This is a genomic window from Neisseria sp. P0006.S004, assembly GCF_051963015.1.
Classification (GTDB): Bacteria; Pseudomonadota; Gammaproteobacteria; order Burkholderiales; family Neisseriaceae; genus Neisseria.
Genome location: NZ_JBQCUS010000001.1, coordinates 219,086 through 241,967, shown reverse-complemented (window position 1 = coordinate 241,967; position 22,882 = coordinate 219,086). Strand labels below are relative to the sequence as shown.

General features: G+C 49.4%; 22 protein-coding genes and 1 tRNA gene. 9 read left to right on the top strand and 14 right to left on the bottom strand.

From position 1 onward, the window contains the following. Positions 1-15: 15 nt before the first annotated feature. Positions 16-1,929, bottom strand: coding sequence for a threonine--tRNA ligase (gene thrS / locus ACTHR2_RS01120; protein WP_070843132.1), 1,914 nt, complete (start codon positions 1,927-1,929; stop codon positions 16-18). Positions 1,930-1,981: 52 nt separating this feature from the next. Beyond that, positions 1,982-2,058 (bottom strand) — tRNA-Val (locus tag ACTHR2_RS01115). 237 nt (positions 2,059-2,295) lie between these two features. Between ACTHR2_RS01115 and tgt the strand changes: the two genes are divergently transcribed. The 4 genes from tgt to ACTHR2_RS01095 all read left to right on the top strand — a co-directional run bounded on the left by tgt (position 2,296) and on the right by ACTHR2_RS01095 (position 5,723). Beyond that, positions 2,296-3,411 carry a tRNA guanosine(34) transglycosylase Tgt gene (gene tgt, locus ACTHR2_RS01110; protein ID WP_003745960.1) on the top strand — a complete coding sequence of 372 codons (1,116 nt, stop codon included), beginning with the start codon at positions 2,296-2,298 and terminating at the stop codon, positions 3,409-3,411. Between the two features lie 85 nt (positions 3,412-3,496). After that, complete coding sequence (gene hemH / locus ACTHR2_RS01105) at positions 3,497-4,507, top strand: ferrochelatase (protein WP_263341338.1); 1,011 nt, start codon at positions 3,497-3,499, stop codon at positions 4,505-4,507. Positions 4,508-4,627: 120 nt separating this feature from the next. Continuing rightward, positions 4,628-5,026: a c-type cytochrome gene (locus ACTHR2_RS01100; protein ID WP_263341336.1), complete on the top strand. Its 399-nt coding sequence runs from the start codon at positions 4,628-4,630 to the stop codon at positions 5,024-5,026. 205 nt (positions 5,027-5,231) lie between these two features. Then, positions 5,232-5,723, top strand: coding sequence for a disulfide bond formation protein B (locus ACTHR2_RS01095; RefSeq protein WP_003745954.1), 492 nt, complete (start codon positions 5,232-5,234; stop codon positions 5,721-5,723). A 60-nt stretch (positions 5,724-5,783) separates the two neighbouring features. Here the strand turns inward: ACTHR2_RS01095 and ACTHR2_RS01090 are convergent, their stop codons facing one another. Continuing rightward, positions 5,784-6,512 (bottom strand): YebC/PmpR family DNA-binding transcriptional regulator, encoded by a 729-nt coding sequence (locus tag ACTHR2_RS01090; protein ID WP_049331317.1) that lies wholly within the window; start codon positions 6,510-6,512, stop codon positions 5,784-5,786. Positions 6,513-6,877: 365 nt separating this feature from the next. On the opposite strand from ACTHR2_RS01090, the gene ACTHR2_RS01085 reads away from it, so the two are divergent. Further along, positions 6,878-8,308 (top strand): alanine/glycine:cation symporter family protein, encoded by a 1,431-nt coding sequence (locus ACTHR2_RS01085; protein ID WP_107697005.1) that lies wholly within the window; start codon positions 6,878-6,880, stop codon positions 8,306-8,308. Between the two features lie 58 nt (positions 8,309-8,366). On the opposite strand, the gene trhA is transcribed toward ACTHR2_RS01085, so the two are convergent. Then, a complete protein-coding gene (gene trhA / locus ACTHR2_RS01080; protein ID WP_049331323.1) occupies positions 8,367-8,993 on the bottom strand; it encodes a PAQR family membrane homeostasis protein TrhA in 627 nt (208 codons plus the stop codon). 198 nt (positions 8,994-9,191) lie between these two features. Between trhA and cysD the strand changes: the two genes are divergently transcribed. Together cysD and ACTHR2_RS01070 are read left to right on the top strand one after the other, a co-directional pair. Further along, complete coding sequence (gene cysD / locus ACTHR2_RS01075) at positions 9,192-10,124, top strand: sulfate adenylyltransferase subunit CysD (protein ID WP_107723672.1); 933 nt, start codon at positions 9,192-9,194, stop codon at positions 10,122-10,124. Between the two features lie 232 nt (positions 10,125-10,356). Next, positions 10,357-10,920, top strand: a complete 564-nt coding sequence (locus ACTHR2_RS01070) for an RBBP9/YdeN family alpha/beta hydrolase (RefSeq protein WP_003681918.1) — start codon at positions 10,357-10,359, stop codon at positions 10,918-10,920. Positions 10,921-11,053: 133 nt separating this feature from the next. On the opposite strand, the gene pyrC is transcribed toward ACTHR2_RS01070, so the two are convergent. The 3 genes from pyrC to ACTHR2_RS01055 all read right to left on the bottom strand — a co-directional run bounded on the left by pyrC (position 11,054) and on the right by ACTHR2_RS01055 (position 13,016). Then, entirely contained in the window at positions 11,054-12,088 is a 1,035-nt protein-coding gene (gene pyrC, locus ACTHR2_RS01065; protein ID WP_263341326.1) for a dihydroorotase, read from the bottom strand. Between the two features lie 97 nt (positions 12,089-12,185). Next, positions 12,186-12,779, bottom strand: coding sequence for an NMCC_0638 family (lipo)protein (locus ACTHR2_RS01060; RefSeq protein WP_263341324.1), 594 nt, complete (start codon positions 12,777-12,779; stop codon positions 12,186-12,188). Positions 12,780-12,791: 12 nt separating this feature from the next. Beyond that, entirely contained in the window at positions 12,792-13,016 is a 225-nt protein-coding gene (locus ACTHR2_RS01055; RefSeq protein WP_003681929.1) for a sulfurtransferase TusA family protein, read from the bottom strand. A 109-nt stretch (positions 13,017-13,125) separates the two neighbouring features. Between ACTHR2_RS01055 and ACTHR2_RS01050 the strand changes: the two genes are divergently transcribed. Then, positions 13,126-13,737, top strand: a complete 612-nt coding sequence (locus ACTHR2_RS01050) for a CNP1-like family protein (protein ID WP_063067910.1) — start codon at positions 13,126-13,128, stop codon at positions 13,735-13,737. A gap of 63 nt (positions 13,738-13,800) precedes the next feature. Here the strand turns inward: ACTHR2_RS01050 and ACTHR2_RS01045 are convergent, their stop codons facing one another. Then, positions 13,801-14,916, bottom strand: coding sequence for a porin (locus ACTHR2_RS01045; RefSeq protein WP_263341320.1), 1,116 nt, complete (start codon positions 14,914-14,916; stop codon positions 13,801-13,803). A gap of 388 nt (positions 14,917-15,304) precedes the next feature. Here ACTHR2_RS01045 and ACTHR2_RS01040 point away from each other — a divergent pair, with 388 nt between their 5' ends. Beyond that, positions 15,305-16,051: a carbonic anhydrase gene (locus tag ACTHR2_RS01040; RefSeq protein WP_070734635.1), complete on the top strand. Its 747-nt coding sequence runs from the start codon at positions 15,305-15,307 to the stop codon at positions 16,049-16,051. Positions 16,052-16,113: 62 nt separating this feature from the next. Here ACTHR2_RS01040 and ACTHR2_RS01035 read toward each other — a convergent pair whose 3' ends face one another. The 6 genes from ACTHR2_RS01035 to gshB form a co-directional block, all read right to left on the bottom strand. Continuing rightward, complete coding sequence (locus tag ACTHR2_RS01035; protein WP_004519451.1) at positions 16,114-17,748, bottom strand: CTP synthase; 1,635 nt, start codon at positions 17,746-17,748, stop codon at positions 16,114-16,116. A 124-nt stretch (positions 17,749-17,872) separates the two neighbouring features. Beyond that, the gene (locus ACTHR2_RS01030) at positions 17,873-19,528 is read right to left on the bottom strand and encodes an AMP-binding protein (protein WP_263341314.1); all 1,656 of its coding nucleotides are present in this window, start codon (positions 19,526-19,528) and stop codon (positions 17,873-17,875) included. 94 nt (positions 19,529-19,622) lie between these two features. Beyond that, positions 19,623-20,726 (bottom strand): tRNA 2-thiouridine(34) synthase MnmA, encoded by a 1,104-nt coding sequence (gene mnmA, locus ACTHR2_RS01025; RefSeq protein ID WP_063076386.1) that lies wholly within the window; start codon positions 20,724-20,726, stop codon positions 19,623-19,625. Positions 20,727-20,852: 126 nt separating this feature from the next. Beyond that, the gene (locus tag ACTHR2_RS01020; RefSeq protein ID WP_004519448.1) at positions 20,853-21,329 is read right to left on the bottom strand and encodes a copper chaperone PCu(A)C; all 477 of its coding nucleotides are present in this window, start codon (positions 21,327-21,329) and stop codon (positions 20,853-20,855) included. A gap of 131 nt (positions 21,330-21,460) precedes the next feature. Further along, the gene (locus tag ACTHR2_RS01015; protein WP_263341933.1) at positions 21,461-21,844 is read right to left on the bottom strand and encodes a diacylglycerol kinase; all 384 of its coding nucleotides are present in this window, start codon (positions 21,842-21,844) and stop codon (positions 21,461-21,463) included. 68 nt (positions 21,845-21,912) lie between these two features. Next, positions 21,913-22,869, bottom strand: a complete 957-nt coding sequence (gene gshB / locus ACTHR2_RS01010) for a glutathione synthase (protein WP_263341311.1) — start codon at positions 22,867-22,869, stop codon at positions 21,913-21,915. Positions 22,870-22,882: the final 13 nt, after the last annotated feature.

Genomic DNA, 22,882 nt, shown 5'->3' with positions numbered 1-22,882 from the left:
ATACTCCTATAAAAATTAATGATTGACGAGGGCGTCAGTGATTTCTTGCTGCAATTGCGCAATAAAATCATCTACATTCAAAGAACCCAAGTCTTCTGCTTTGCGGCGTACCGCAACTTTGTTTTCTTGTTTCTCTTTATCACCGACAACGATTTGATAAGGGAAACGGTATTGGCTGTTGTCGCGAATTTTGTAACCGATTTTTTCGTTACGCAAATCCAATTCAACACGGAAGCCTGCTGCCTGCAACTTAGCAGCCACTTCACGACAATAATCTGCTTGGTTCTCGGTGATATTCATAATCACCATTTGAACCGGCGCAAGCCACAATGGGAATGAGCCTGCATGGTTTTCAATCAGAATACCGATGAAGCGCTCCAACGAACCCAAAATAGCACGATGCAACATTACAGGACGCGCACGATCGTTGTTTTCTGTTACATATTCGGCATTCAAACGCTCCGGCAATACAAAGTCCAACTGCAGGGTACCGCACTGCCAAGAACGACCCAAGGCATCTTTGACATGGTACTCAATCTTAGGACCATAGAATGCACCTTCGCCAGGCAACTCTTCCCACTCTACGCCGCAAGCGGTCAATGCGTCACGCAGACCTTGTTCGGCTTTATCCCAAACTTCGTCAGAACCTGCACGTTGTTCAGGGCGGAGGGACAGCTTCACGGCAACATCATGGAATCCGAATTGTTTGTAAATGCGAACCAGCAATTCATTGAATGCACGTGCTTCATCAACGATTTGATCTTCGGTACAGAAGATATGCGCATCATCTTGCACAAAACCGCGAACACGCATCAGACCATGCAATGCACCGCTTGGTTCATTGCGGTGGCAAGAACCGAACTCAGCCAAACGCATTGGCAAATCGCGATATGAGCGCAAACCGTTATTGAAAATTTGCACATGACCCGGACAGTTCATCGGTTTAACCGCGTATTCGCGTTTTTCGGAACTGGTCACGAACATATTGTCTTTATAGTTTTCCCAGTGGCCGGATTTTTCCCAGAAGGTTTTATCCATAATCTGAGGTGTTTTCACCTCTTTATAACCAGCAGCATTCAGCTCTTTACGCATATGCTGCTCAATCACTTGCCACAAAGCCCAGCCTTTAGGATGCCAGAACACCATACCCGGCGCTTCATCTTGCAGGTGGAACAAATCCAATTGTTTACCCAGCTTACGGTGATCGCGTTTTTCTGCTTCCTCGATGCGTTGGATATAGGCTTTCAATTCGTCTTTACTTGCCCAAGCCGTACCGTAAATACGTTGCAACATTTCATTATTGCTGTCGCCGCGCCAGTATGCACCTGCCAGCTTGGTCAGCTTGAAGTTTTTCAAGAAACGGGTATTGGGAACGTGAGGACCGCGGCACATATCGACGTATTCTTGATGATGATACATACCCATTGCTTCCACTTCAGGCATGTCTTCAATCAGACGCAATTTGTACTCTTCGCCGCGATCTTGGAAAATTTTGACGGTTTCTGCACGAGGCGTCATCACTTTAATAACGTCATAGTCTTGTGCAATCAACTCTTTCATGCGCGCTTCGATAGCGGCCACATCATCAGGCGTAAATGGTTTTTCAGTCGCAATATCGTAATAGAACCCGTCTTCAATGACCGGGCCGATAACCATTTTGGCATCTGGATAGAGCTGCTTGACCGCATGACCAACCAAGTGCGCGCAGGAGTGGCGGATAATTTCCACGCCCTCTTTGTCTTTTGGCGTAATGATTTGAACATGAGCATCTTCGGTAATCGGATCACAAGCATCCACCAATTTACCGTTAACCTTGCCCGCTACCGTTGCCTTTGCCAGACCTGCACCGATAGACGCTGCAATTTGCGCCACGGTAACGGGTGATTCATATTGGCGGACCGAACCGTCCGGCAAGGTAATGTTCAACATCAGAAAGCTCCAAAACATTAAAAAATAACGGCATAAAGCCGTTATGGAAATTTGGTAGGCACAATTGGACTCGAACCAACGACCCCCACCATGTCAAGGTGGTGCTCTAACCAACTGAGCTATGTGCCTTCATCTAAGTCGCTTATTGTAACGAAGCGTGTTCCCTTTTGCAAGCATCTGTAAATACTTTTCAGACGGCCTGAATATTTTTGTTTGATTTATACCTCATTTTTTATTTCCTCCATCATTCAGACCGTCTGAAGCATTGTTTTGACAAAGATAAAATCCAGCCGTCAACCAACGAAAAATCCTTTATAATCTGCCCTTTCATTTCGCACACACGCGAACGTCCAATCTATTATTACTATGCTCAAATTTACCTTACACAAAAAAGACGGTCATGCCCGACGCGGCACTTTGGAACTGAACCACGGCAAAATCGAAACGCCGGTATTTATGCCTGTCGGCACTTACGGTTCGGTCAAAGCAATGAACCCGCAAAACCTGCATGACATCAAAGCACAAATCATCTTAGGCAACACTTACCATCTGTGGCTGCGCCCAGGTTTGGAAGTCATCGAACAATTCGGCGGCCTGCACGAATTTATCGGCTGGGATAAGCCGATTTTGACCGACTCGGGCGGTTTCCAAGTATTTTCGTTGTCCGATATGCGCAAGCTGACCGAAGAAGGCTGTACATTCCAAAGCCCGATCAACGGTGACAAACTGTTCCTCTCGCCTGAAGTGTCGATGAAAATCCAAACCGTATTGAATTCCGACATCGTGATGCAGTTGGACGAGTGTACCCCTGGCGAAGCAACGCACAGCCAAGCGCAAAAATCGCTGCAAATGAGCCTGCGCTGGGCAGAACGAAGCAAAAAGGCTTTTGAAGACCTGAAAAACCCGAATGCGCTGTTTGGCATTGTACAAGGCGCGATGTATGAAGATTTGCGCGAAGAATCGCTGAAAGGTTTGGAAGAGCTCGACTTCCCCGGCTTGGCCATCGGCGGATTGTCCGTTGGCGAACCTAAGCCCGAAATGTACCGCATGTTGCGCGCTGTTGGCCCTATCCTGCCGGAACACAAGCCACATTATTTGATGGGCGTCGGCACGCCTGAAGACTTGGTGTACGGCGTGGCACACGGCGTAGATATGTTCGACTGCGTTATGCCTACCCGCAATGCGCGTAACGGCTGGCTGTTTACCCGTTTTGGCGATTTGAAGATCAAAAACGCCAAACACAAACTCGACAAGCGTCCGATTGATGAAAGCTGCACCTGCTACGCCTGTCAGAATTTCAGCCGCTCCTACCTGCATCATCTGCACCGAGTCGGCGAAATTTTGGGCGCGCAGCTCAACACCATCCACAATCTGCACTTCTACCAAGTCATCATGGCAGAAATGCGCGAAGCCATCGAACAAGGCAAATTTGCCGATTGGCAGGCGCAATTCCATGAAAACCGCGCCCGCGGTGTGGATTAGTCCTTTTAAAGGCCGTCTGAAATCAGGTTTTAATTCAAACTGCTTTTCAGACGGCCTCAATATTCTTAATTAATAAAGCACAATCATGTCCCGTTTCCATACCGAACCGCCCTTAGCCTACACCGCACAAAACCGCACCGCCGTCCTGCTGCTCAACCTCGGCACGCCTGACGCGCCCACTGCTGCCGCAGTCAAACCTTACTTGAAAGAATTTCTGTCTGATCAACGCGTTGTCGAACTGCCCAAGCTCTTATGGCAACCGATATTGCGCGGCTTAGTATTGACTTTTCGCCCCAAAAAAAGCGCGCATGCCTATGAAAAAGTTTGGTTTAAAGAAGGTTCGCCGCTTGAGGTTTACACACACCGCCAAGCAGAAGCCCTGGCCAAACATTTGCCCGATGTTATCGTCCGTCATGCCATGACTTATGGCAATCCAAGCGTTGCCGATGTTTTGGCGGAACTCAAAGCCCAAGGCGTGGGCAAATTGCTGGTCATCCCGCTCTATCCGCAATATGCCGGCTCTTCTACCGGCGCGGCTTTGGACAAAGTGTTTCAAGAATTATTGCTGCAACGCAACCAAATGAGTGTCCGCACCGTCTCCCGTTACTACGACGATGCCGCCTATATTCAAGCCATGAAGCAGCATATTGAAGCCTATTGGGCCCAAAACGGACGCAGCGAAAAACTGATGTTGAGTTTCCACGGCATTCCGCAAAAGCATCACGACGACGGCGACCCTTATCCTGACGAGTGCCACCATACTGCCGAACTGCTGGCGCAGGCATTGGGCTTGGCCGAACAAGAATACATCGTTTCTTTCCAAAGCCAGTTTGGCAAATCCCAATGGGTCAAGCCCAGCACGCAAGCCCTGTTTGACCAGCTGCCGAAACAAGGCACAACCAAACTCGACGTATTCTGCCCCGGCTTCTTGGCCGACTGCCTCGAAACCATGGAAGAAATCGCCATTATGGGACGCGAACAATTCCACGCCGCAGGCGGCAAAGAATACCGTTACATCCCCTGCCTCAACGATTCCGCCGACTGGATTGCCGCACTTGCACAATTAAGTCGAGCCAATCTGCAAGGCTGGATTTGACCTAAACCAAAGGCCGTCTGAAAAATCCACTTTCAGACGGCCTTTAGCGTTATCATCAAGCTATTAAAACGCAAACCAAGCGTGTGGCCATCAAAAACACTACTCAAAAAGGAACACATCATGACTGCACTCCGCCCTATCCTGCTCCTTCTGACCGCACTCAGCATCCCAACCGCTTTTGCCACTGATGCCGCGTTGATGAGCAAAGGACAAAAGATTTACGAAACCAACTGCGCCGCCTGCCACGGTAAAAAAGGCGAAGGTCGAGGTGCCATGTTCCCGCCTTTATTCCAGTCCGACTATATCAACAAAAAACCGCAAGTCCTGTTGCAAAGCATGACCAAAGGCATCAACGGCCCAATTAAAGTAAACGGCAAATCCTACAACGGCTTCATGCCTTCTACCGCCATCAACGATGCCGATGTCGCCGCCGTTGCCACTTACATCATGAACGCCTTCAATAATGGCGGCGGTACGATTACTGAAGCAGATGTCAAAAAATCTCACGGGAAAAAATAAAACGTCTCTCCCCTAAGGGCCGTCTGAACATTTCAGACGGCCTTTTCGATATGGAACACATTCTTATTTCCATATTTATGGTTACGCAACATCAACAAACATACGCAAAAAACCGTCAAACCAAAAAAAGCATATGCGTTTTGTGTTAAAGTAAACGTTATTTAGCGGCTGTTTTACGTCCAGGCCGTCTGAAAGGTTTTATGTTATGAACTTTTTCCGCAAGACTGTTTTATTTCTAGTCGTCCTCTCCATATTTGCCGCCTGCGGCTCCTTTATTTCCCAATACGTTTTGGGCATGAACCCGTGCGTATTGTGCATCCTGCAACGCTTGTGCGTATTGGGTGTCGGGCTGTTGGCCATTGTTACGGCGTTCAGCTCTCAATCTTCCAAATTTGCCCGCTCGCTCTCGGCATTGTTGATTGCCGCCCCGGCCGTTTACGGCGCCGGTGTCGCCGCCTATCAAATTTGGTTGCAAAGCCTGCCGCCCGGCACCGCCCCTTCTTGCGGCGCACCTTGGACTTTCCGCCTGCGCGACTGGCCTTTGTTCGATTGGTTTGAACCCATCGTCCGCGGCTTTGGCAACTGCGCCGAGCCGGACTATCTATTCGGCGTCGCCCTGCCGGTGTGGAGTATTTTGTATTTCAGCTTCGTGGTATTGCTGCTGCTTTGGGCTTGGTTGAAAACCAGAAAAATCTGATTGGTTTCGATATAAAAAGGCCGTCTGAAATTTCAGACGGCCTTTTGTTCTTTAAACTGTTTAGTCCAGATTCAACACGGCAGAAGTGTAAACGTCTTGTACGTCGTCCAAATCTTCCAATGCGTCAATCAGTTTTTGCATCTTAACCGCATCTTCGCCGCTTAACTCGGTTTCGTTTTGGGCGCGCATGGTAACGTCGCCGTCAACAGATTTGTAACCTGCCGCTTCCAATGCCGCTTTCACGCCTGCCCAGTCGTTTGGCGCGGTAACCACTTCGATGGAACCGTCGTCGTTGGTGATGACATCTTCCGCACCGGCTTCCAAAGCCGCTTCCATCAGCGCATCTTCGTCAACGCCCGGTTCGAACACCAAATAGCCTTGATGAACGAAGTTGAACGCTACGCAGCCGTCGGTACCCAAGTTACCGCCGTTTTTAGTGAACGCATGGCGCACATCGGCAACGGTACGGGTTTTGTTGTCTGTCAGACAGTCCACCATCAAAGCCGCGCCGCCGATGCCGTAGCCTTCGTAACGCAACTCGATGTATTCCACGCCTTCCAGATTGCCCGTACCTTTATCGATGGCACGTTGCACATTGTCTTTAGGCATATTGTTTTCAGCGGCTTTTTCCAAAGCCAGGCGCAGGCGCGGGTTCGCGCCGGGATCGCCGCCACCCATGCGGGCAGCAACGGTAATTTCTTTAATCAGACGGGTGAAGATTTTGCCGCGTTTGGCATCTTGTCGGGCTTTTTTGTGTTGGATATTTGCCCACTTACTATGGCCTGCCATGTTGATTCCTTTCGTTTTTTCACGCGTTGAGGCGGAATTTGCTTCATTTGTAAGGCGTGCATTTTATCATAAGTTGCCTTTAGCCAAAATATTCAGACGGCCCAAACATTTGCAAAAAAAGGCCGTCTGAAAACAAAGAAACCTTTTTTAAATAAAGAAGCACATTTGCGGCAACCCTTTGTCAGTTTTTCGTTTTAATTCACGAAGGTTTACGGTATGATGACAAAATCGGTCAAAATTGTTAACAACTTAACCGGTATCGAATGGCAAAACGGCCTGCTCGCCGATATTGCCAAACGCGAAAAATGAGTGGGAGTAGTTACCCGTATCATTTTATTTTTATTGTTTTTATTAAAGGTTTTATTATGGAAGAAATATTGTCTGCTCTGGTGGGTGCAGTCAATCAGGTTCTTTGGGACTACCTGCTGATTTATGCCTTAATCGGTATCGGCCTGTTCTTTACCCTGTACTTGGGCGCGCCGCAAGTGACCAAATTGGGGGCGGGTTTTAAAGCCGTTTTCGGCGGCTTGTTCAGCAAAAAAGACAAAGACCACGAAGGCAAATCCCTGTCTCAATTTCAAGCGCTTGCCGTAGCGATTTCCGCGCAAATCGGTACCGGTAACGTTGCCGGTGTCGCCACTGCGATTACTGCCGGCGGCCCGGGTGCCATTTTTTGGATGTGGCTGTCTGCCATTCTGGGCATGTCCACCATTTTTGCAGAAGCCGTTTTGGCGCAAAAATACCGCGTGGTCAGCCACGGCAAATACATCGGCGGCCCTGCGTTTTACATCACGCACGGTCTGACGCCGAAAATCGGCCGTGGTGCGGCGCGTTTCCTGTCCGGCTTTTTCTCCATTGCCTTGATTATCGCGCTGGGCTTCATCGGTAACGCGACCCAATCCAATTCCATCGCCTCGGCTATGAATTTGGCTTTCGATATTCCCCCGATGGCTGTCGGCATTGCTTTGGCGGTATTCGCCGGCCTGATCATCATCGGCGGCATCAACCGCATTGCCGGTATCGCGCAATTTGTCGTGCCGTTTATGGCGGTGATTTACATCTTGTGTGCGGTGATTATTTTGTTCAAATTCTCCGACCACATCATCCCGATGTTCCACAGTATCTTTGTGGCCGCCTTCAATCCTGAAGCGGTATTGGGCGGTGCGGCCGGTATCGGTATGCGCGAGGCAGTCCGTTTCGGTGTGGCACGCGGCCTGTTTTCCAATGAAGCCGGTATGGGTTCGACCCCGCACGCTCATGCGACTGCCAACGTCAAACACCCTGTACAACAAGGTATGGCCGCATTTATCGGTATTTTTATCGATACACTGATGGTCTGCACGGCAACCGCGCTGATTATCCTGCTGACCGACGCCAACTTGTCCGGCGAAACCGGCGCGGCAGTTACCCAACTGGCTTTTAACAAAGCCTTCCCTGGTTTCGGTTCGCAACTGCTCGCCGTCTGTCTGACCTTCTTCGCCTTTACCACCATCATCGGCTGGTACTACTTCGGTGAATCCAATATCCGCTTCCTGTTCCGCGGCAAACACTTGGGCATCTACCGCGCACTGGTTTTGGTGGCCATCGTATTGGGTACATTGGGCAAAGTGGATTTGGTTTGGAGTATGTCCGATATGTTCAACGGCTTTATGGTCTTGCCGAACTTAATCGCCCTCTTCCTGCTGCGTAAGGAAATCCGTGCGGTTTACGACGATTATCTGGCGCAAACCAAAGCCGGCAAAGAGCTGACCTACAACTATGAATTCCACGAATTCCACGACAAAAACCCAGGTTAACGACAAACAAAAACCTCTCAGTCAAACTGAGAGGTTTTTTATTTCAGGCCGTCTGAAACTACAACACATAAAAATAAATGCTGATAAATTGCGTCAAACTGCCTGCCAAGACAAACAAGTGCCAGATACCGTGGCCGTGGCGGATTTTCGTATCGTTGATAAACCAATAAATCCCCACGCTATACAATACGCCGCCCAACACCAGCCAAAACAACCCGCCGGCCGAAAGCGACTGTATCAGCGGCCACACCGCCACCACAATCAGCCAGCCCATCAACACATAAATCACCATCGACAGCAGCCGCTTCTCGCTTTTACGCCCTATCGTCAGCTCCTGAACAATGCCCAGCAAAGCCAGCCCCCACGAAACGCCGAAAAGCGACCAGCCCCAGCCGCCGTGAAGGGTAATCAGCGTAAACGGCGTATAGCTGCCTGCAATCAAAAGATAAATCATGCAATGATCGACCTTTTGCAAAATTGCCTTGGCCTTCGGCTGCGGAATACTGTGGTATAAGGTTGAGCCCAAATACAGGAGTAGTAGGCAGACTCCGTAAGTTAGTGCACCGGCAATCCGATAGCCGTCCGCCGATTCCACCGCTTTCACCAGCATCAGCACCAACGCCGCCACTGCCAACAAGAAACCGGCCAAATGGCTGTACGCATTAAATCTCTCGCCGTGATACATAAACCATTCTCATTTATAAAAGACCAAAGTGTACGCTAAGACAGGCGCTTCGTCAGAAAAATCGGGTTAAAAATAAGTTAAAGCGCAAAGGCCGTCTGAAAAACACGGCCTTGCAATATAACAAAAACATCTTTGCAACAAACAAACCATTCTTTCCCTTTTTCAGACGGCCTCACTAAAGTATCGACTATCGCCAAGATTGCAAAGAGAGAAAAAATGTCCATCCAAAACCACCACCTCGACTGGCTCGAAGCCGAGTCTATCTACATCATCCGCGAAGTGATTGCCAATGCCCAAAACCCGGCTCTGCTGTTTTCCGGCGGCAAAGACTCCGTCGTATTGCTGGCGCTGGCCGTCAAAGCCTTCCAAATCGAAGGCCGTCCGCTGAAGCTGCCGTTCAAACTCCTGCACGTCGATACCGGCCACAACTACCCCGAAGTTATCCGTTTCCGCGATGATACGGTCGCACGCACCGGCGTACAACTTGTGGTCGGCAGCGTAGAAGAATCCATCCGCAAAGGCAGCGTCGTCTTACGCCGCGAAACCGATTCACGCAACGCCGCCCAAGCCGTTACACTGGTTGAAACCATCGAAGAACAAGGCTTTGATGCGCTGATGGGCGGCGCGCGCCGCGATGAAGAAAAAGCGCGCGCCAAAGAACGCATCTTCTCTTTCCGCGACGAGTTCGGCCAATGGGATCCTAAAAACCAACGTCCTGAATTATGGTCGCTCTACAATACGCGCCTATTTCAAGGCGAAAACATGCGCGTGTTCCCGATTTCCAACTGGACGGAATTGGACATTTGGCAATACATCGCACGCGAAAAACTCGCCCTGCCGCCAATTTATTACACCCACAAACGCGAAGTCGTCGAACGCAACGGCCTGCTCGTTCCCGTTACCCCGTTGACCCCAAAACGCGAAGGCGAAGTTGCCCAAATCCGTGATGTCCGTTTCCGCACCGTCGGCGATATTTCCTGCACCTGCCCTGTTGCCAGCACCGCCGCCACGCCGGAAGACATCATTGCCGAAACCGCCGCCGCAACCATTTCCGAACGCAGCGCCACACGCATGGACGACCGCGTATCGGAAGCGGCAATGGAAGAGCGCAAAAAACAAGGCTATTTCTAAACCGTTTTTTCAGACGACCCCTATATATTTCAAACCCGAACAACACGGCAACGCCATCCGCCCCTGCCGTGTTGTTTGCTTTATTATTCTTGCAAATATCATTTAACAACAAAAGCTTAATTAAAAATCCTTACCAAGCGACAAACAATAAAACATAAACAAACATGGTATAATGAACGCTTACAGGCAGAGATTTAGACAAAAGTCTCAGGCCGTCTGAAGGAGGAAAAACATGAATCGACGCGTTTATATCGTACATGGCTTTGAAGGCAATCCGCACGGCAATTGGTTTGACTGGCTTTGCGCCCAAGTCAAAAGCACCGGCGCACAAGCAATCTCCCTCGCCATGCCCAATCCCGACAAACCAAGCACGACCGCGTGGCAGTTTACCCTTGACCAGCACATCGGCAAGCCTGATGCCCATACCTTCCTAGTCGGCCACAGCCTCGGTTGCATTACCCTCCTTCACTTCCTCAGCCGACAACAGCCGCAAAAAATCGGCGGTCTGCTGCTTGCCGCGGGTTTTGCCGATACGTTGCCTCCCCTGCCCGCACTCGATGCCTACATTAAAGCAGCGTCCCCCGATTTCGACATCCTGCGCAAAATCGACATGCCCAAACACTGTCTGGTTTCCGACAACGATACCCATGTTCCGCCCGAACTGACTTTAGACATGGCGGCCAAACTCAAAAGCCCTGTTACCCATATTCCCGAAGGCGGCCATTTGATGGCTTCGGACGGCTTTACCCAACTGCCGCAGGCTTGGGAAGCACTGAAACCCATGTTGACCGAATAAACACACACTCTAATCCGGTTTTCAGACGGCCTTGTATGCTTCCCTTCCCCATGACAGGCCGTCTGAACGACAATAAAAAACAACCTGCCCTTTCAAGCAGGTTGTTTCTTTTTATGCCTTATTGACGGCAAATTTAATATTGCACCGTCCATTCAATCTCACCGCCGGCCCTCATCGGTACAAGTTCGCCATCGCCGTAAGGTACGCTGGCAGGTACGGTTTGCGTTTGTTTGAGCAATGTGATGGTATCGATATTTTCAGGCAGACCGTAGAAACGCGGGCCGTTTTTAGAAGCAAAGGCTTCCAGTTTGTCCAACGCGCCTGCTTTCTCAAACACTTCGGCATAAAGCTCGATAGCAGTCATCGCGCTGAACATACCGGCGCAACCGCAAGCATTTTCTTTGGCAGTTTTAGCATGTGGCGCAGAATCCGTGCCGAGGAAGAATTTGTGCGCCTTATCGCCGGTAACGGCGGCAACCAAGGCCTGACGGTGGGTTTCGCGTTTGAGTACGGGCAGGCAGAAATGATGAGGGCGCACGCCGCCGACCAAAAGGTCGTTGCGGTTGAGCAGCAAGTGTTGCGGCGTCACGGACGCGGCAACATTATCGCCTGCTTCCAATACCAGTCGGGCGGCTTCTGCAGTGGTAATGTGTTCAAACACTACTTTAAGATTCGGCACTTGTGCCAAAACCGGCTTCATCACGCGCTCGATAAAGGCGGCCTCGCGGTCGAAAATATCGATTTCTGAATCAGTTACTTCGCCGTGAACCAAAAACAAAATACCCTGTTTTGCCATTTCTTCCAACACGGGAATCAGTTTGAACAAGTCAGTCACGCCGGAATCGGAATTGGTGGTCGCGCCTGCAGGATAAAGTTTGAAAGCCACGATACCGGCAGCCTTGGCTTCACGCACGAGTTCGGGAGTAGCGTTGTCGGTCAAATAAAGCGTCATCAACGGCTGGAAGGCGCTGCCTTCTGGCAGGGCGGCCATAATGCGCGCTTTGTATGCTTGGGCATCGGCAACGCTAACAACGGGCGGCTTCAGGTTGGGCATGATAACCGCGCGGCCCATTTGTCGGGCGGTGTACGGGGCAACGGCTTTGAGCGCGTCACCGTCGCGCAGGTGTAAGTGCATATCGTCGGGGCGGATGATGGTCAGGGTTTGCATAGCTTACTTTCGAGTGGTTTGGTTTGATAATGTTTCAGACGGCCTTTATTCGGCGGTAACGGTTTCTATTAATTTGATGTTTCAATCGTCAACCGGCCTAAGGCAAAACGGCGGCCTTATTGTCGTAAGAATGATGGGTCAAATAAAAAACAGCCTGTACCGGAAAATGCTCGGACGACGTTGTTTTGACGGTCAGCAAGGTTTCTTTCGGACTGCCGGACGCGCGCCATGCGTAGGAAATCTGACGCATAGGCAACGGGGCTTCCGACAAATTATCGGCACGCAACTCAGCGTTCAAACCTTGCGGCGGATTTTCTGCCAAAGCCAAAAATTGTTTAAAAATCAGATGGTCGTCGGCTTTAGCCGTGCGCACACTACAACTGTCTTCGGTCAGGCTCAAATAATAATCCGCGCCGTTTACCGTTTTCTTCCAAATGCTTAATGCCTCCAAATCCATCATTCCGGCAGGCAAATCGGTAATATCTTTTTTCGACAATAAAACCAGTTTGTTGGCATTGGCAAACTCGCCGACAAGGGCGGCATCGCCGTCTGCGGCCACGCAGCTTTGGCGGAACAAGTCGGTTACATTTTGGGCATAATCGGCAGCGTTCTGCGGCGAAACGCCTTCATTGCCGCATGCACTGAGGCAGACGGCCAATACGGCGGCAGACAACGCGACGGCTTTAGACATTTCAGACGGCCTTTATTTGTGCTTCAACACCAGCTTGAACACGCCGTCAGCCTCGCTCGATTCCAACAAGACATGTCCGGTCTGACGGCAAAACGCTTCAAAATCGCCGGGCGCGCCGCCATCAGTAGCCAATACGGTCAGCACTTCGCCCTCCTGCATTTGCGCCAAAGCTTTTTTGGCACGCAAAATCGGCAGAGGGCATTTCAAACCGATGACATCCAGAGTTTGTGTATTCATGATGAAAACTCGTCATATTAATCAGAATTAACGTCAATTATACCGCACTTACTTGCACCCCACCCTGCAAGCCCATAAAATAAAGCCGTTTTTCACTTTGGAGCTGTCTATGCGCCGTTTTGCCCTTCTCGCTCTCAGCCTTGCCGCGACTCAAGCATTTGCTTTGGGTTTCAGCCAAAAGGATACGCTGACCAACACGCGTTATCAGGAAAGCCCTGAAGAAGTTGCCGCACGAGAATTTAAAGAACACAAAGCCGAGTTGCCGCCCCTGCCCGATACCCAATCGGGCGATTGGTTCGATCTCTATGTCAACGAAACCTACGGCAAGCAGCCCAAAATCCTGCTCAGCAGCCTGCAAATCATGCCTGCGCCTGACAACAGCATCCGCTACGTCTTGAATGTGCGCTCCGACAAAGGCTACGACAACCTCTCCGTCGAAGGCCTCTATTGCGCCCGCACGTCCTTTACTTACAGCAATGACAAGCGTTCTTCTTACAAAGTATTCGCATACGGCGACACAGTAAATCACCGCTGGATCGAGCCGCGTAAAGGCGATTGGAAGCTGATCGGCAATGCGTTCAGCCGCAACGATGCCCTGCACACCGCCCTGTATCAGGCATTCTGTATCGACGGTATGCCGACAACGGTCGAAGGCTTGGTACAACGTTTGAAAGAACGCGGCGGCCGTCACGGTACAACGCTGACCAACCACGACAAATAAACTGCTTTAATCAAGAAAAAGGCCGTCTGAAATTTTTCAGACGGCCTTGTCTTTCAAGACGGCTTAGAATTTGTGATACAGGCCCACAGAAGCAGCTTTTTGTTCAACGCCGCCTTTGTTGGCTGCAGTCAGACGGGTTTTGTTGCCGACTTTCAGATACGCCAGTTGGGCATTGATGCCGGTGCGTTTGCTGAAGGTGTATTGGCCGCCGACAACGACTTGGTCGAATTTATCCACCAATTTCTCGCCACTGTTCACGCCCTTGGCAGGCCAGCCATGTGCATAAGTAATGCGTGGGGTCACGTTGCCGAATTTGTAGCCGACTGTTACCGCTGCATCAACTACTTTCACGGCTTCAGATTTGCCTGAATCGACAGTAATGTCACTACCCTTGTACTCATTAAAACCATCGGTGAAATAGCCTAAATATTCGTTGCCTGTCTCATGGCCTTTGGCATAGTGTACGCCGCCGCCGACAAAGAGATTGTCTTTATCGTAATAAGTTTCGACTTTGGCGATTTGCGCCGCTTTGACTTTGCCTGATTTGTCGGTGTATGCGCCGTTGTAGTGGCCGTAAGCCGCATTGGCAGTAAAGCCGTTTTTAGAGAAGCTCACGCCGCCGGTGTATTGGTCTTTAGCCGGTTTGGTGTGCGTGTATTTGTCTGAAGGATTGCGGTTGTCGCGCGGTGCGTAAGACACGTTGAATTTGAATCCGCCGAAATCCGGGCTGTCGTAGCGTACGGCGGCGTTGCGGTTGCCGGTACGGGTAAAGATGCCCAAGCCTGCGGCATTGGTTTTGTACATCCATGGATCGATGGTGTCCATTTCATTCAGCATATTGCTGAGTTTACCGGCGCGAATCTTACCGAAGTTACCTTGCAGGCCGATGAAGGAGTCCCGAGTGGCAAAACCTTGGGAACCGCCGGTAATGGCCGTTTTTTGTTCTACCTGCCAAATGGCTTTCAAATCGCCGCCCAAGTTCTCGCTGCCTTTGAAACCGATACGGGAGGTATTGTCATTGATGCTGGTTGCGGTAGAGCTGGTTTCAGAACCTGCATCACCTTTGATTTTTACTTGACCGACCGTCACGCTGCTTTTGATTTGACCATACAGAATCACTTCTGCAGATGCAGCCAGCGGCAAACCAGCAATAACCAAAGCGATAATCGATTTTTTCATTATTCTCTCCAAAACAAAGTTAAAATCTCGTGAAAACACGTTTAGCAATATTAATGTTTTCCAACGCTACAAACAACTACTTTCATCTTGATAGACACTTTTATTCATTAGAGTTTAGACTTTTTACAACATTTTTAAATAAAACAGGCCGTCTGAAAGAAATTTCAGACGGCCTCTCCCATTCAAAGTCACGGCAAGGACAATCATCCCTCTTATTGCAATCATTTAATCAAAAATGATTGCTTGATAAATGTTTGCCATATATCAACCCAATATCCCCAAATTGCCACTATCATTAACTTTTTTCTTATGAAGAAGTTTTTTTATATCAATAATTTATTTGGTATAAATTTTTCCTTTTACCTAATATAAATAAATAGGAGCCTTTATGTTGAACAAACATTTCTTTTTATCTTTGCTAATGGCTGTCTCTACTGCAGCGGTATCCGCCGAAACCCATCATGCACATTGGTCTTACACAGGTGAAAACGATGCTGCACACTGGGGCGACTTGAGTGAAGACTTTGCCGTCTGCAAAACAGGCAAACAGCAATCTCCAGTTGACTTCTCCACAACAAAAGCAGTAAAAGGCAAACAACCGGCATACCGTTACAACGTCGCCGACTACAAAGTAGAAAATAACGGCCATACCCTTCAAGCCACGCCGCAAGGCAAGGCCCAAACCATCGTGATTAACGGTAAAACCTATACCTTCAAACAATTCCACTTCCATACGCCGAGCGAACATACTTTCAAAGGCAAACATTTCCCGATGGAAGCGCATTTCGTCCATCAAGCCGAAGACGGTACTTTGGCGGTCATCGGCTCTGTATTTAAACCGGGCAAAAACAACCCTGCCTTGTCCGCACTCACTGCCAAAAAACTGAAAGCGGGCGAATCCGTAATGTTGAAAAACTTGAATATCCAAGCCCTGCTGCCTAAAGATAGCAAGTCATTCCAGCTGAAAGGCTCGCTGACAACGCCGCCTTGCAGCGAAAACGTGACTTGGGTTGTCTTAAAAACTCCGGTTCAGGCAGATGCGGCACAGTTTAAAGCCATGCGCGACATTATCGGCGGCGAAAACAACCGTCCCGTACAACCTTTGAACAACCGTGAAGTCAATGAAGACAAATAACTTCTAAGGCCGTCTGAAAACAAAAAAGCACCCGGAAACGGGTGCTTTTTCAATCACATCAATCAGGCTTTTTTGTTACCCAACGCGGCTTTCACAAACGCGCTGAACAAAGGATGGCCTTTGCGCGGATTGGAAGTGAATTCCGGATGGAACTGACAAGCGAAGAACCAAGGATGATTTGGCAATTCGATGGTTTCAACCAAACGCTCGCGGCCTGCGGATACGCCGCCAATGACCAAACCGGCTTTTTCCAACTGAGGAACATAGTTGTTGTTGACTTCGTAGCGGTGGCGATGACGTTCGCGGATATGTTCGCTGCCGTAGATTTTTGCAGCAAGGCTGCCCGGTTTGAGGTCAACTTCTTGTGCGCCCAAACGCATAGTACCGCCCAAATCGGCAGATTCGTCACGGGTTTCTACGCTGCCGTCGGCAGTTTGCCATTCGTCAATCAGGGCAACGACAGGCGCGGCGCATTTCAAGTCAAACTCGGTAGAGTTCGCACCTTTCAAGCCTGCAACATCGCGGGCGTATTCGATCAAGGCAATTTGCATGCCCAAACAGATGCCCAAGTATGGTACGTTGTTTTCACGTGCATAACGTACGGCGGCAATTTTGCCTTCTACGCCGCGTGAACCAAAGCCGCCCGGCACCAAAATCGCGTCCATGTCTTTGAGCATGGAAACGTCGCCATTGCCCTTCTCGATGCTTTCGCTGTCGACAAAGGTAATTTGTACGTCGGTTTCAGTGTGAATACCCGCGTGTTTCAGGGCTTCGATCAGCGATTTGTAGGACTCGGTCAAATCAACGTATTTGCCGACCATTGCGATTTTGACGGTGTGTTTCGGATTTTGAATCGCGTGAACGATTTTCTTCCATTCGGTCAAATCGGCTTGTTTGACATTCAGCTGCAACTGCTCGGTAATGATGCTGTCGATGCCTTGGTTGTGCAGCATTTCAGGGCATTCGTAAATGCTGTCCACATCGTAGCTGCCCACGATGGCACGTTCTTCAACGTTACAGAACAAAGCAATTTTACGGCGCTCGTCCGCAGGCATTTCTCTGTCCATACGGCAGATCAGGATGTCGGGTTGCAAACCAATGCTCAACATTTCTTTAACGGTATGCTGGGTCGGTTTGGTTTTGATTTCGCCGGCGGCGGCAATGTAAGGAACATAGCTCAGGTGGGCAAACAATGTATTGTTACGGCCGAGCTGGCTGCGCATTTGGCGGATGGCTTCCAAGAAAGGCAACGATTCGATATCGCCGACTGTACCGCCGATTTCGACAATCGCCACATCATAACCGGCCGCGCCTTCATGGATACGGCGTTTAATTTCATCGGTAATGTGCGGAATCACTTGTACGGTACCGCCCAAATAGTCGCCGCGACGCTCTTTAGCAATCACGTTTTCATAGACTTGGCCGGTACTGAAGCTGTTGCGGCGGGTCATGGTGGCGTTGATGAAACGCTCATAGTGACCGAGGTCGAGGTCGGTTTCCGCGCCGTCATCGGTTACGAATACTTCGCCGTGTTGAAACGGGCTCATGGTACCCGGGTCAACGTTGATATACGGGTCGAGCTTAAGCATGGTCACGTTCAAGCCACGCGACTCGAGAATAGTAGCAATAGAAGCGGCGGCGATACCTTTACCCAAAGAAGATACAACGCCGCCGGTTACGAAAATAAATTTAGTCATGATGTGATACCCATGTTGGAATGTGTGATTTTAACTTGAAGCAGCATATTCTGGCAAACGGCAAAAGCTTCAGGCCGTCTGAAAACAGCGTTTTCAGACGGCCTTATCATACTAATTCTATATATCAGCGCAACTCGCGGCGCAGGATTTTGCCAACGTTGGATTTTGGCAAATCGTCGCGGAATTCGATGTCTTTCGGCACTTTATAAGCAGTCAGCTCTTTACGGCAGAAATCGATCAACTCTTCCTTGGTCAAAGACGGATCTTTGCGTACGACGAAGACCTTAATCGCTTCACCGGTTTTCTCGCTTGCCACGCCGATACAGGCGACTTCCAAGACTTTGTCGTTGCTGGCCACCACTTCTTCAATTTCGTTCGGATACACATTGAAACCGGATACCACAATCAAATCTTTTTTGCGGTCCACCAACTTCAGCCAGCCTTTTTCATCCATCACGGCAATGTCGCCGGTCTCTAAAAAGCCGCGTGCATCGATTGCTTTGGCGGTTTCTTCAGGACGGTTCCAATAGCCTTTCATCACTTGCGGGCCGCGCACCCACAATTCGCCCGGCTGTCCGATAGGCACTTCTTTGCCGTCCGCATCGCGTAATTCGACTTCGGTCGAAGGAACCGGCAAACCGATACCGCCGCTGTAAGCCTTGATATTCAAAGGATTGCAACATACGCCTGGGCTGGCTTCGGTCAAGCCGTAAGCTTCCACAATCGGCGTACCGGTGATTTTTTTCCATTTTTCCGCCACGGCTTTTTGCGTTGCCATACCGCCGCCCAAAGTCAGCTTCAAACGGGAAAAATCGACTTCGGCGAAATCCGGACGGTTGACCATCGCATTAAACAAGGTATTCACGCCGATGAACACGCTGATCGGCTCTTTTTTCAATTCGCCGATAAACCCCTTCATATCGCGAGGGTTGGTAATCAGGATGATTTTAGAACCGGTATTAGCGAAAATCATCAGGTTTACCGTCAAGGCAAAGATATGATAAAGCGGCAACGCGGCAATAACCGTTTCTTTGCCTTCGTGCAGGCTGTTTTTAATCCATTCTTTTGCCTGCAACATATTGGCGCAGATATTGCCATGACTGAGGACGGCACCTTTTGCCAAACCGGTCGTGCCGCCTGTATATTGCAGCAAGGCAGTATCGTCGCGTGTCAACTCGACTGGTTTGAACGTATTTGCTGCACCTTGCTTCAAGGCCGTCTGAAAAGTCACGGTATTGGGAATGCGGTATTCCGGCACCATTTTTTTCACTTTGCGGATGACAAAGTTCATCAACGCGCCCTTAATCATGCCGAACATCTCACCGATCGATGCGACAATCACATGTTTGATTTGTGTACGCGGCAACACCAGCTCCAGCGTATTGGCAAAGTTCTCCAACACGACAATCGTTGTCGCGCCGCTATCTTTCAACTGATGCTCCAACTCGCGCGGCGTATAAAGCGGATTGGTATTCACTGCCACCAAACCTGCCTGCAAAATACCGAAAAGCGCAATCGGATATTGCAAAACGTTCGGCATCATAATCGCCACACGCTCACCGCGCGGCAGTTTCAATACGTTTTGCAGGTAAGACGCAAAATCGGTCGCCAACTTGCCCACTTCGGCATAAGTCAGCGTTTTGCCCATGTTTTGAAAAGCAGGTTTATCTGCGAATTTCTCGACACTTTGACGAAATACATCGCTGATAGAGCTGTATTGAGAGATATCGATTTCAGGGTTTACACCTTGTTCGTAGCTTTTGAGCCAGAGTTTTTCCATATTGATCAGTCTTTGTTTTAGTCGTTTTTTTAGAATGAAGGCCGTCAGAAAGGCTTGATTTAATCTGCCGCTTCGTTTTCAGACGGCCCTTGTGTTAAGCAGTAATGATGACAGGCTTGTCGGTGGACATGATGATGCCGCCGCCCAAGCACACATCGCCGTCATACAGTACCGCAGATTGGCCTGGGGTTACTGCCCACTGCGGCTCGTCAAAAACAAGCTCGATGGTTTCATCATCTAAATAACGCAACGTACAAGGCGCGTCGGCCATACGGTAGCGCGTTTTGCAGGTATAGCGTCCTTCTTTCGGACGTTCGGGCAATGTGAAGCTTAAATCGTTCATAATCAGGCTTTGCGTATAAAGCAAAGGATGGTCATGGCCTTGGACGACAATCAGTTCGTTTTTGGTCAAATCCTTGGCCGCGACAAACCATGGTTCGCCTGCGCCGCCGATACCCAAGCCTTTGCGTTGGCCCAGCGTGTAAAACATCAAACCGACGTGTTCGCCGACTACTTTGCCTTCAGGGGTAACCATTTTGCCATTATTGGTCGGCAGGTATTTTTGCAGAAATTCGCGGAACGGGCGTTCGCCGATAAAGCAAATACCGGTACTGTCTTTTTTGGTTGCAGTCGGTAATTTGAATTCTTCGGCAAGACGGCGGACTTCAGGCTTTTCCAACTCGCCCAATGGGAAAATCGCGCGCTCAAGTTGGAAAGGTTTGAGACGGTACAGGAAATAGCTTTGGTCTTTGTTTTGATCCAAGCCTTTGAGCAGGTAATGCACGCCGTTGCGAACTTCTTTACGGGCATAGTGTCCGGTGGCAATGGTATCGGCGCCCTGCTCGATGGCGTAGTCCAAAAAGCATTTGAATTTGATTTCGGCATTGCACAACACATCCGGATTCGGCGTGCGGCCTGCGCTGTATTCTTTGAGGAAATAGGCAAATACGTTGTCTTTATATTGCGCGGCAAAATTGACGATGTCGATATCGATGCCGATGATGTCGGCAACGGCAATGGCATCAAAGGAATCTTGTTTGATGCTGCAATATTCGTCGTTGTCGTCATCTTCCCAGTTCTGCATGAACACGCCGCTGATTTGATGGCCTTGCTGTTTGAGCAGGGCCGCAGTAACGGAGGAATCGACGCCGCCGGAGAGGCCGACGATGATGTTTGCTGGTGTGTTGTGAGTATTCATGAGCGGAATGTGGGTTTCAAATACATTTTTTAAAGCGTGATTTTAGCACATTTTGATTTGACGACAGAAAAGGCCGTCTGCAAGCCCAATGACTTTCAGACGGCCTTTATATGCAAATTCAAGCAATTAGTGCTGATGTGCACCACCGTGTGCGCCGTGATCGTGCTGCATTTCGGCTTTAGGCGCGGTTTTCACTTCTAGCTCGACAGTTTGAGGTTTGGCGTTTTTGAATTTCAGGGTTACAGGCACTTTTTCGCCTTCTTTCAATTGTTTTTTCAGGCCCATGAACATAACGTGGTAGCTGCCCGGTTTCAGCTCGGTTACGCCTTTTGCCGCCAAAGGCACGCCGCCTTTAACTTCGCGCATACGCATAACACCGTTGTCGTTAATATGGGTGTGTACTTCAACACGTTCGGCAACAGGGCTGCTGCCGCCTACCAAGAAGTCTTGTTTGGCTTCATCGTTTTGGATTTTCATGAATGCGCCACCCATTTTCATACCTTCGACAGTGGCACGTGCCCAACCGTCTTCAATATGGATACCGGCTGCAGATACGGAAGTTGCCAAGCCTGCCAGAATCAGGGTTGCCATTAATTTTTTCATGTTTTGCTCCTTGTGTTTGCCAAATGGCTGGGATATACAGCCTTCATCTTACAATCAAAGGCCGTCTGAAAACTTTGATATAGATTAATTAATACTATCTAATCCTAACGAATTACCATATTACCACATTTTTAAGCAGTTAATGCAACAATCCAAACAATAAATAACATGAACAAAGCCATCAGTTGCGCGGCCGAACCGGCATCTTTGGCACGCTTAGCCAGCTCGTGTTTTTCAGTAGAGGTATGGTCAACGGCTGCCTCGACGGCGGTATTAAACAATTCGGTAATCAGTGAAATAAACGATGCGACAACAAGCACCATTTTGGTGACCGGGCCAAAATCAAGGAACAAAGCCAAAAAAATTAAAATCAGGTTCAACCAAAAAACTTGGCGAAATGCGCTTTCATAACGATACGCGGCAGCCAGACCGTCTTTGGAATAACCAAACGCATTGATAATGCGCTTGATGCCGTTTTTTCCTTTTTTTTCAGATGCGTAGGAGGATGGTTCCATCATATTCTCAACATAAAAAGGCCGTCTGAAAAGAAACGGTCGGATCAATTTTCAGACGGCCTTTGGGTTTATTGTTTTGCCCAAGATGCCACGGCATCTGCGAACATGGCGGCAACGTCGAAATCTTTTTGCTTCATGATTTCTTGGAAGCCGGTCGGGCTGGTTACATTGACTTCTGTCAGGTTGCTGCCGATGACATCCAAACCTGCCAGCAAGATGCTGCGGCGTTTGAGTTCGGGAGCAAGAGTTTCTGCAATTTCACGGTCGCGCTCGCTCAATTCCTGCGCCACGCCTCGGCCGCCGGCAGCCAAGTTGCCGCGCGTTTCTCCGTTTTGCGGAATACGCGCCAAAGCATACGGAACAACTTCCCCGCCGATAATCAGAATGCGCTTGTCGCCATGTACGATTTCAGGAATATAACGTTGCGCCATGATGGTGCGTGAATCAAGCTGCATCAGGGTTTCCAAAATACTGCCGATATTGGGGTCGGATTCGGTCAGGCGGAAAATGCCCATACCGCCCATACCGTCCAAAGGTTTGATGATGATATCGCCGTGTTCTTTCAAAAAGGCACGGACATCGGCGGAACGTGTGGTAACCAAAGTCGGCGCGGTAAACTGGCTGAAATTCAAAATCGCCAATTTCTCATTGAAATCACGCATTGCTTGTCCGCTGTTAAATACTTTTGCGCCCTGCTGCTGTGCCAACGTCAAAAACTGGGTCGCGTACAGATATTGCATATCAAACGGCGGATCAGTGCGCATAATGACCGCATCGAAATCTTTCAAGGCCATCTGAACTTTTGTCTCTGCTTTAAACCATTCGTGATCGTCATCATTCTTCGCGCCGACAAACTCAAATGCCACCGCCTGAGCCACTACCAAGCCTTCACGGACGGACAATTCTCCGCTCAAGGTATGAAAAAGCTGCCAACCGCGCTTTGCCATTTCACGCATCATGGCGTAAGTAGTGTCTTTATAGGTTTTAAAACTTGCCATCGGATCGGCGATAAACAGGACTTTCATCAAAATTTCCTTG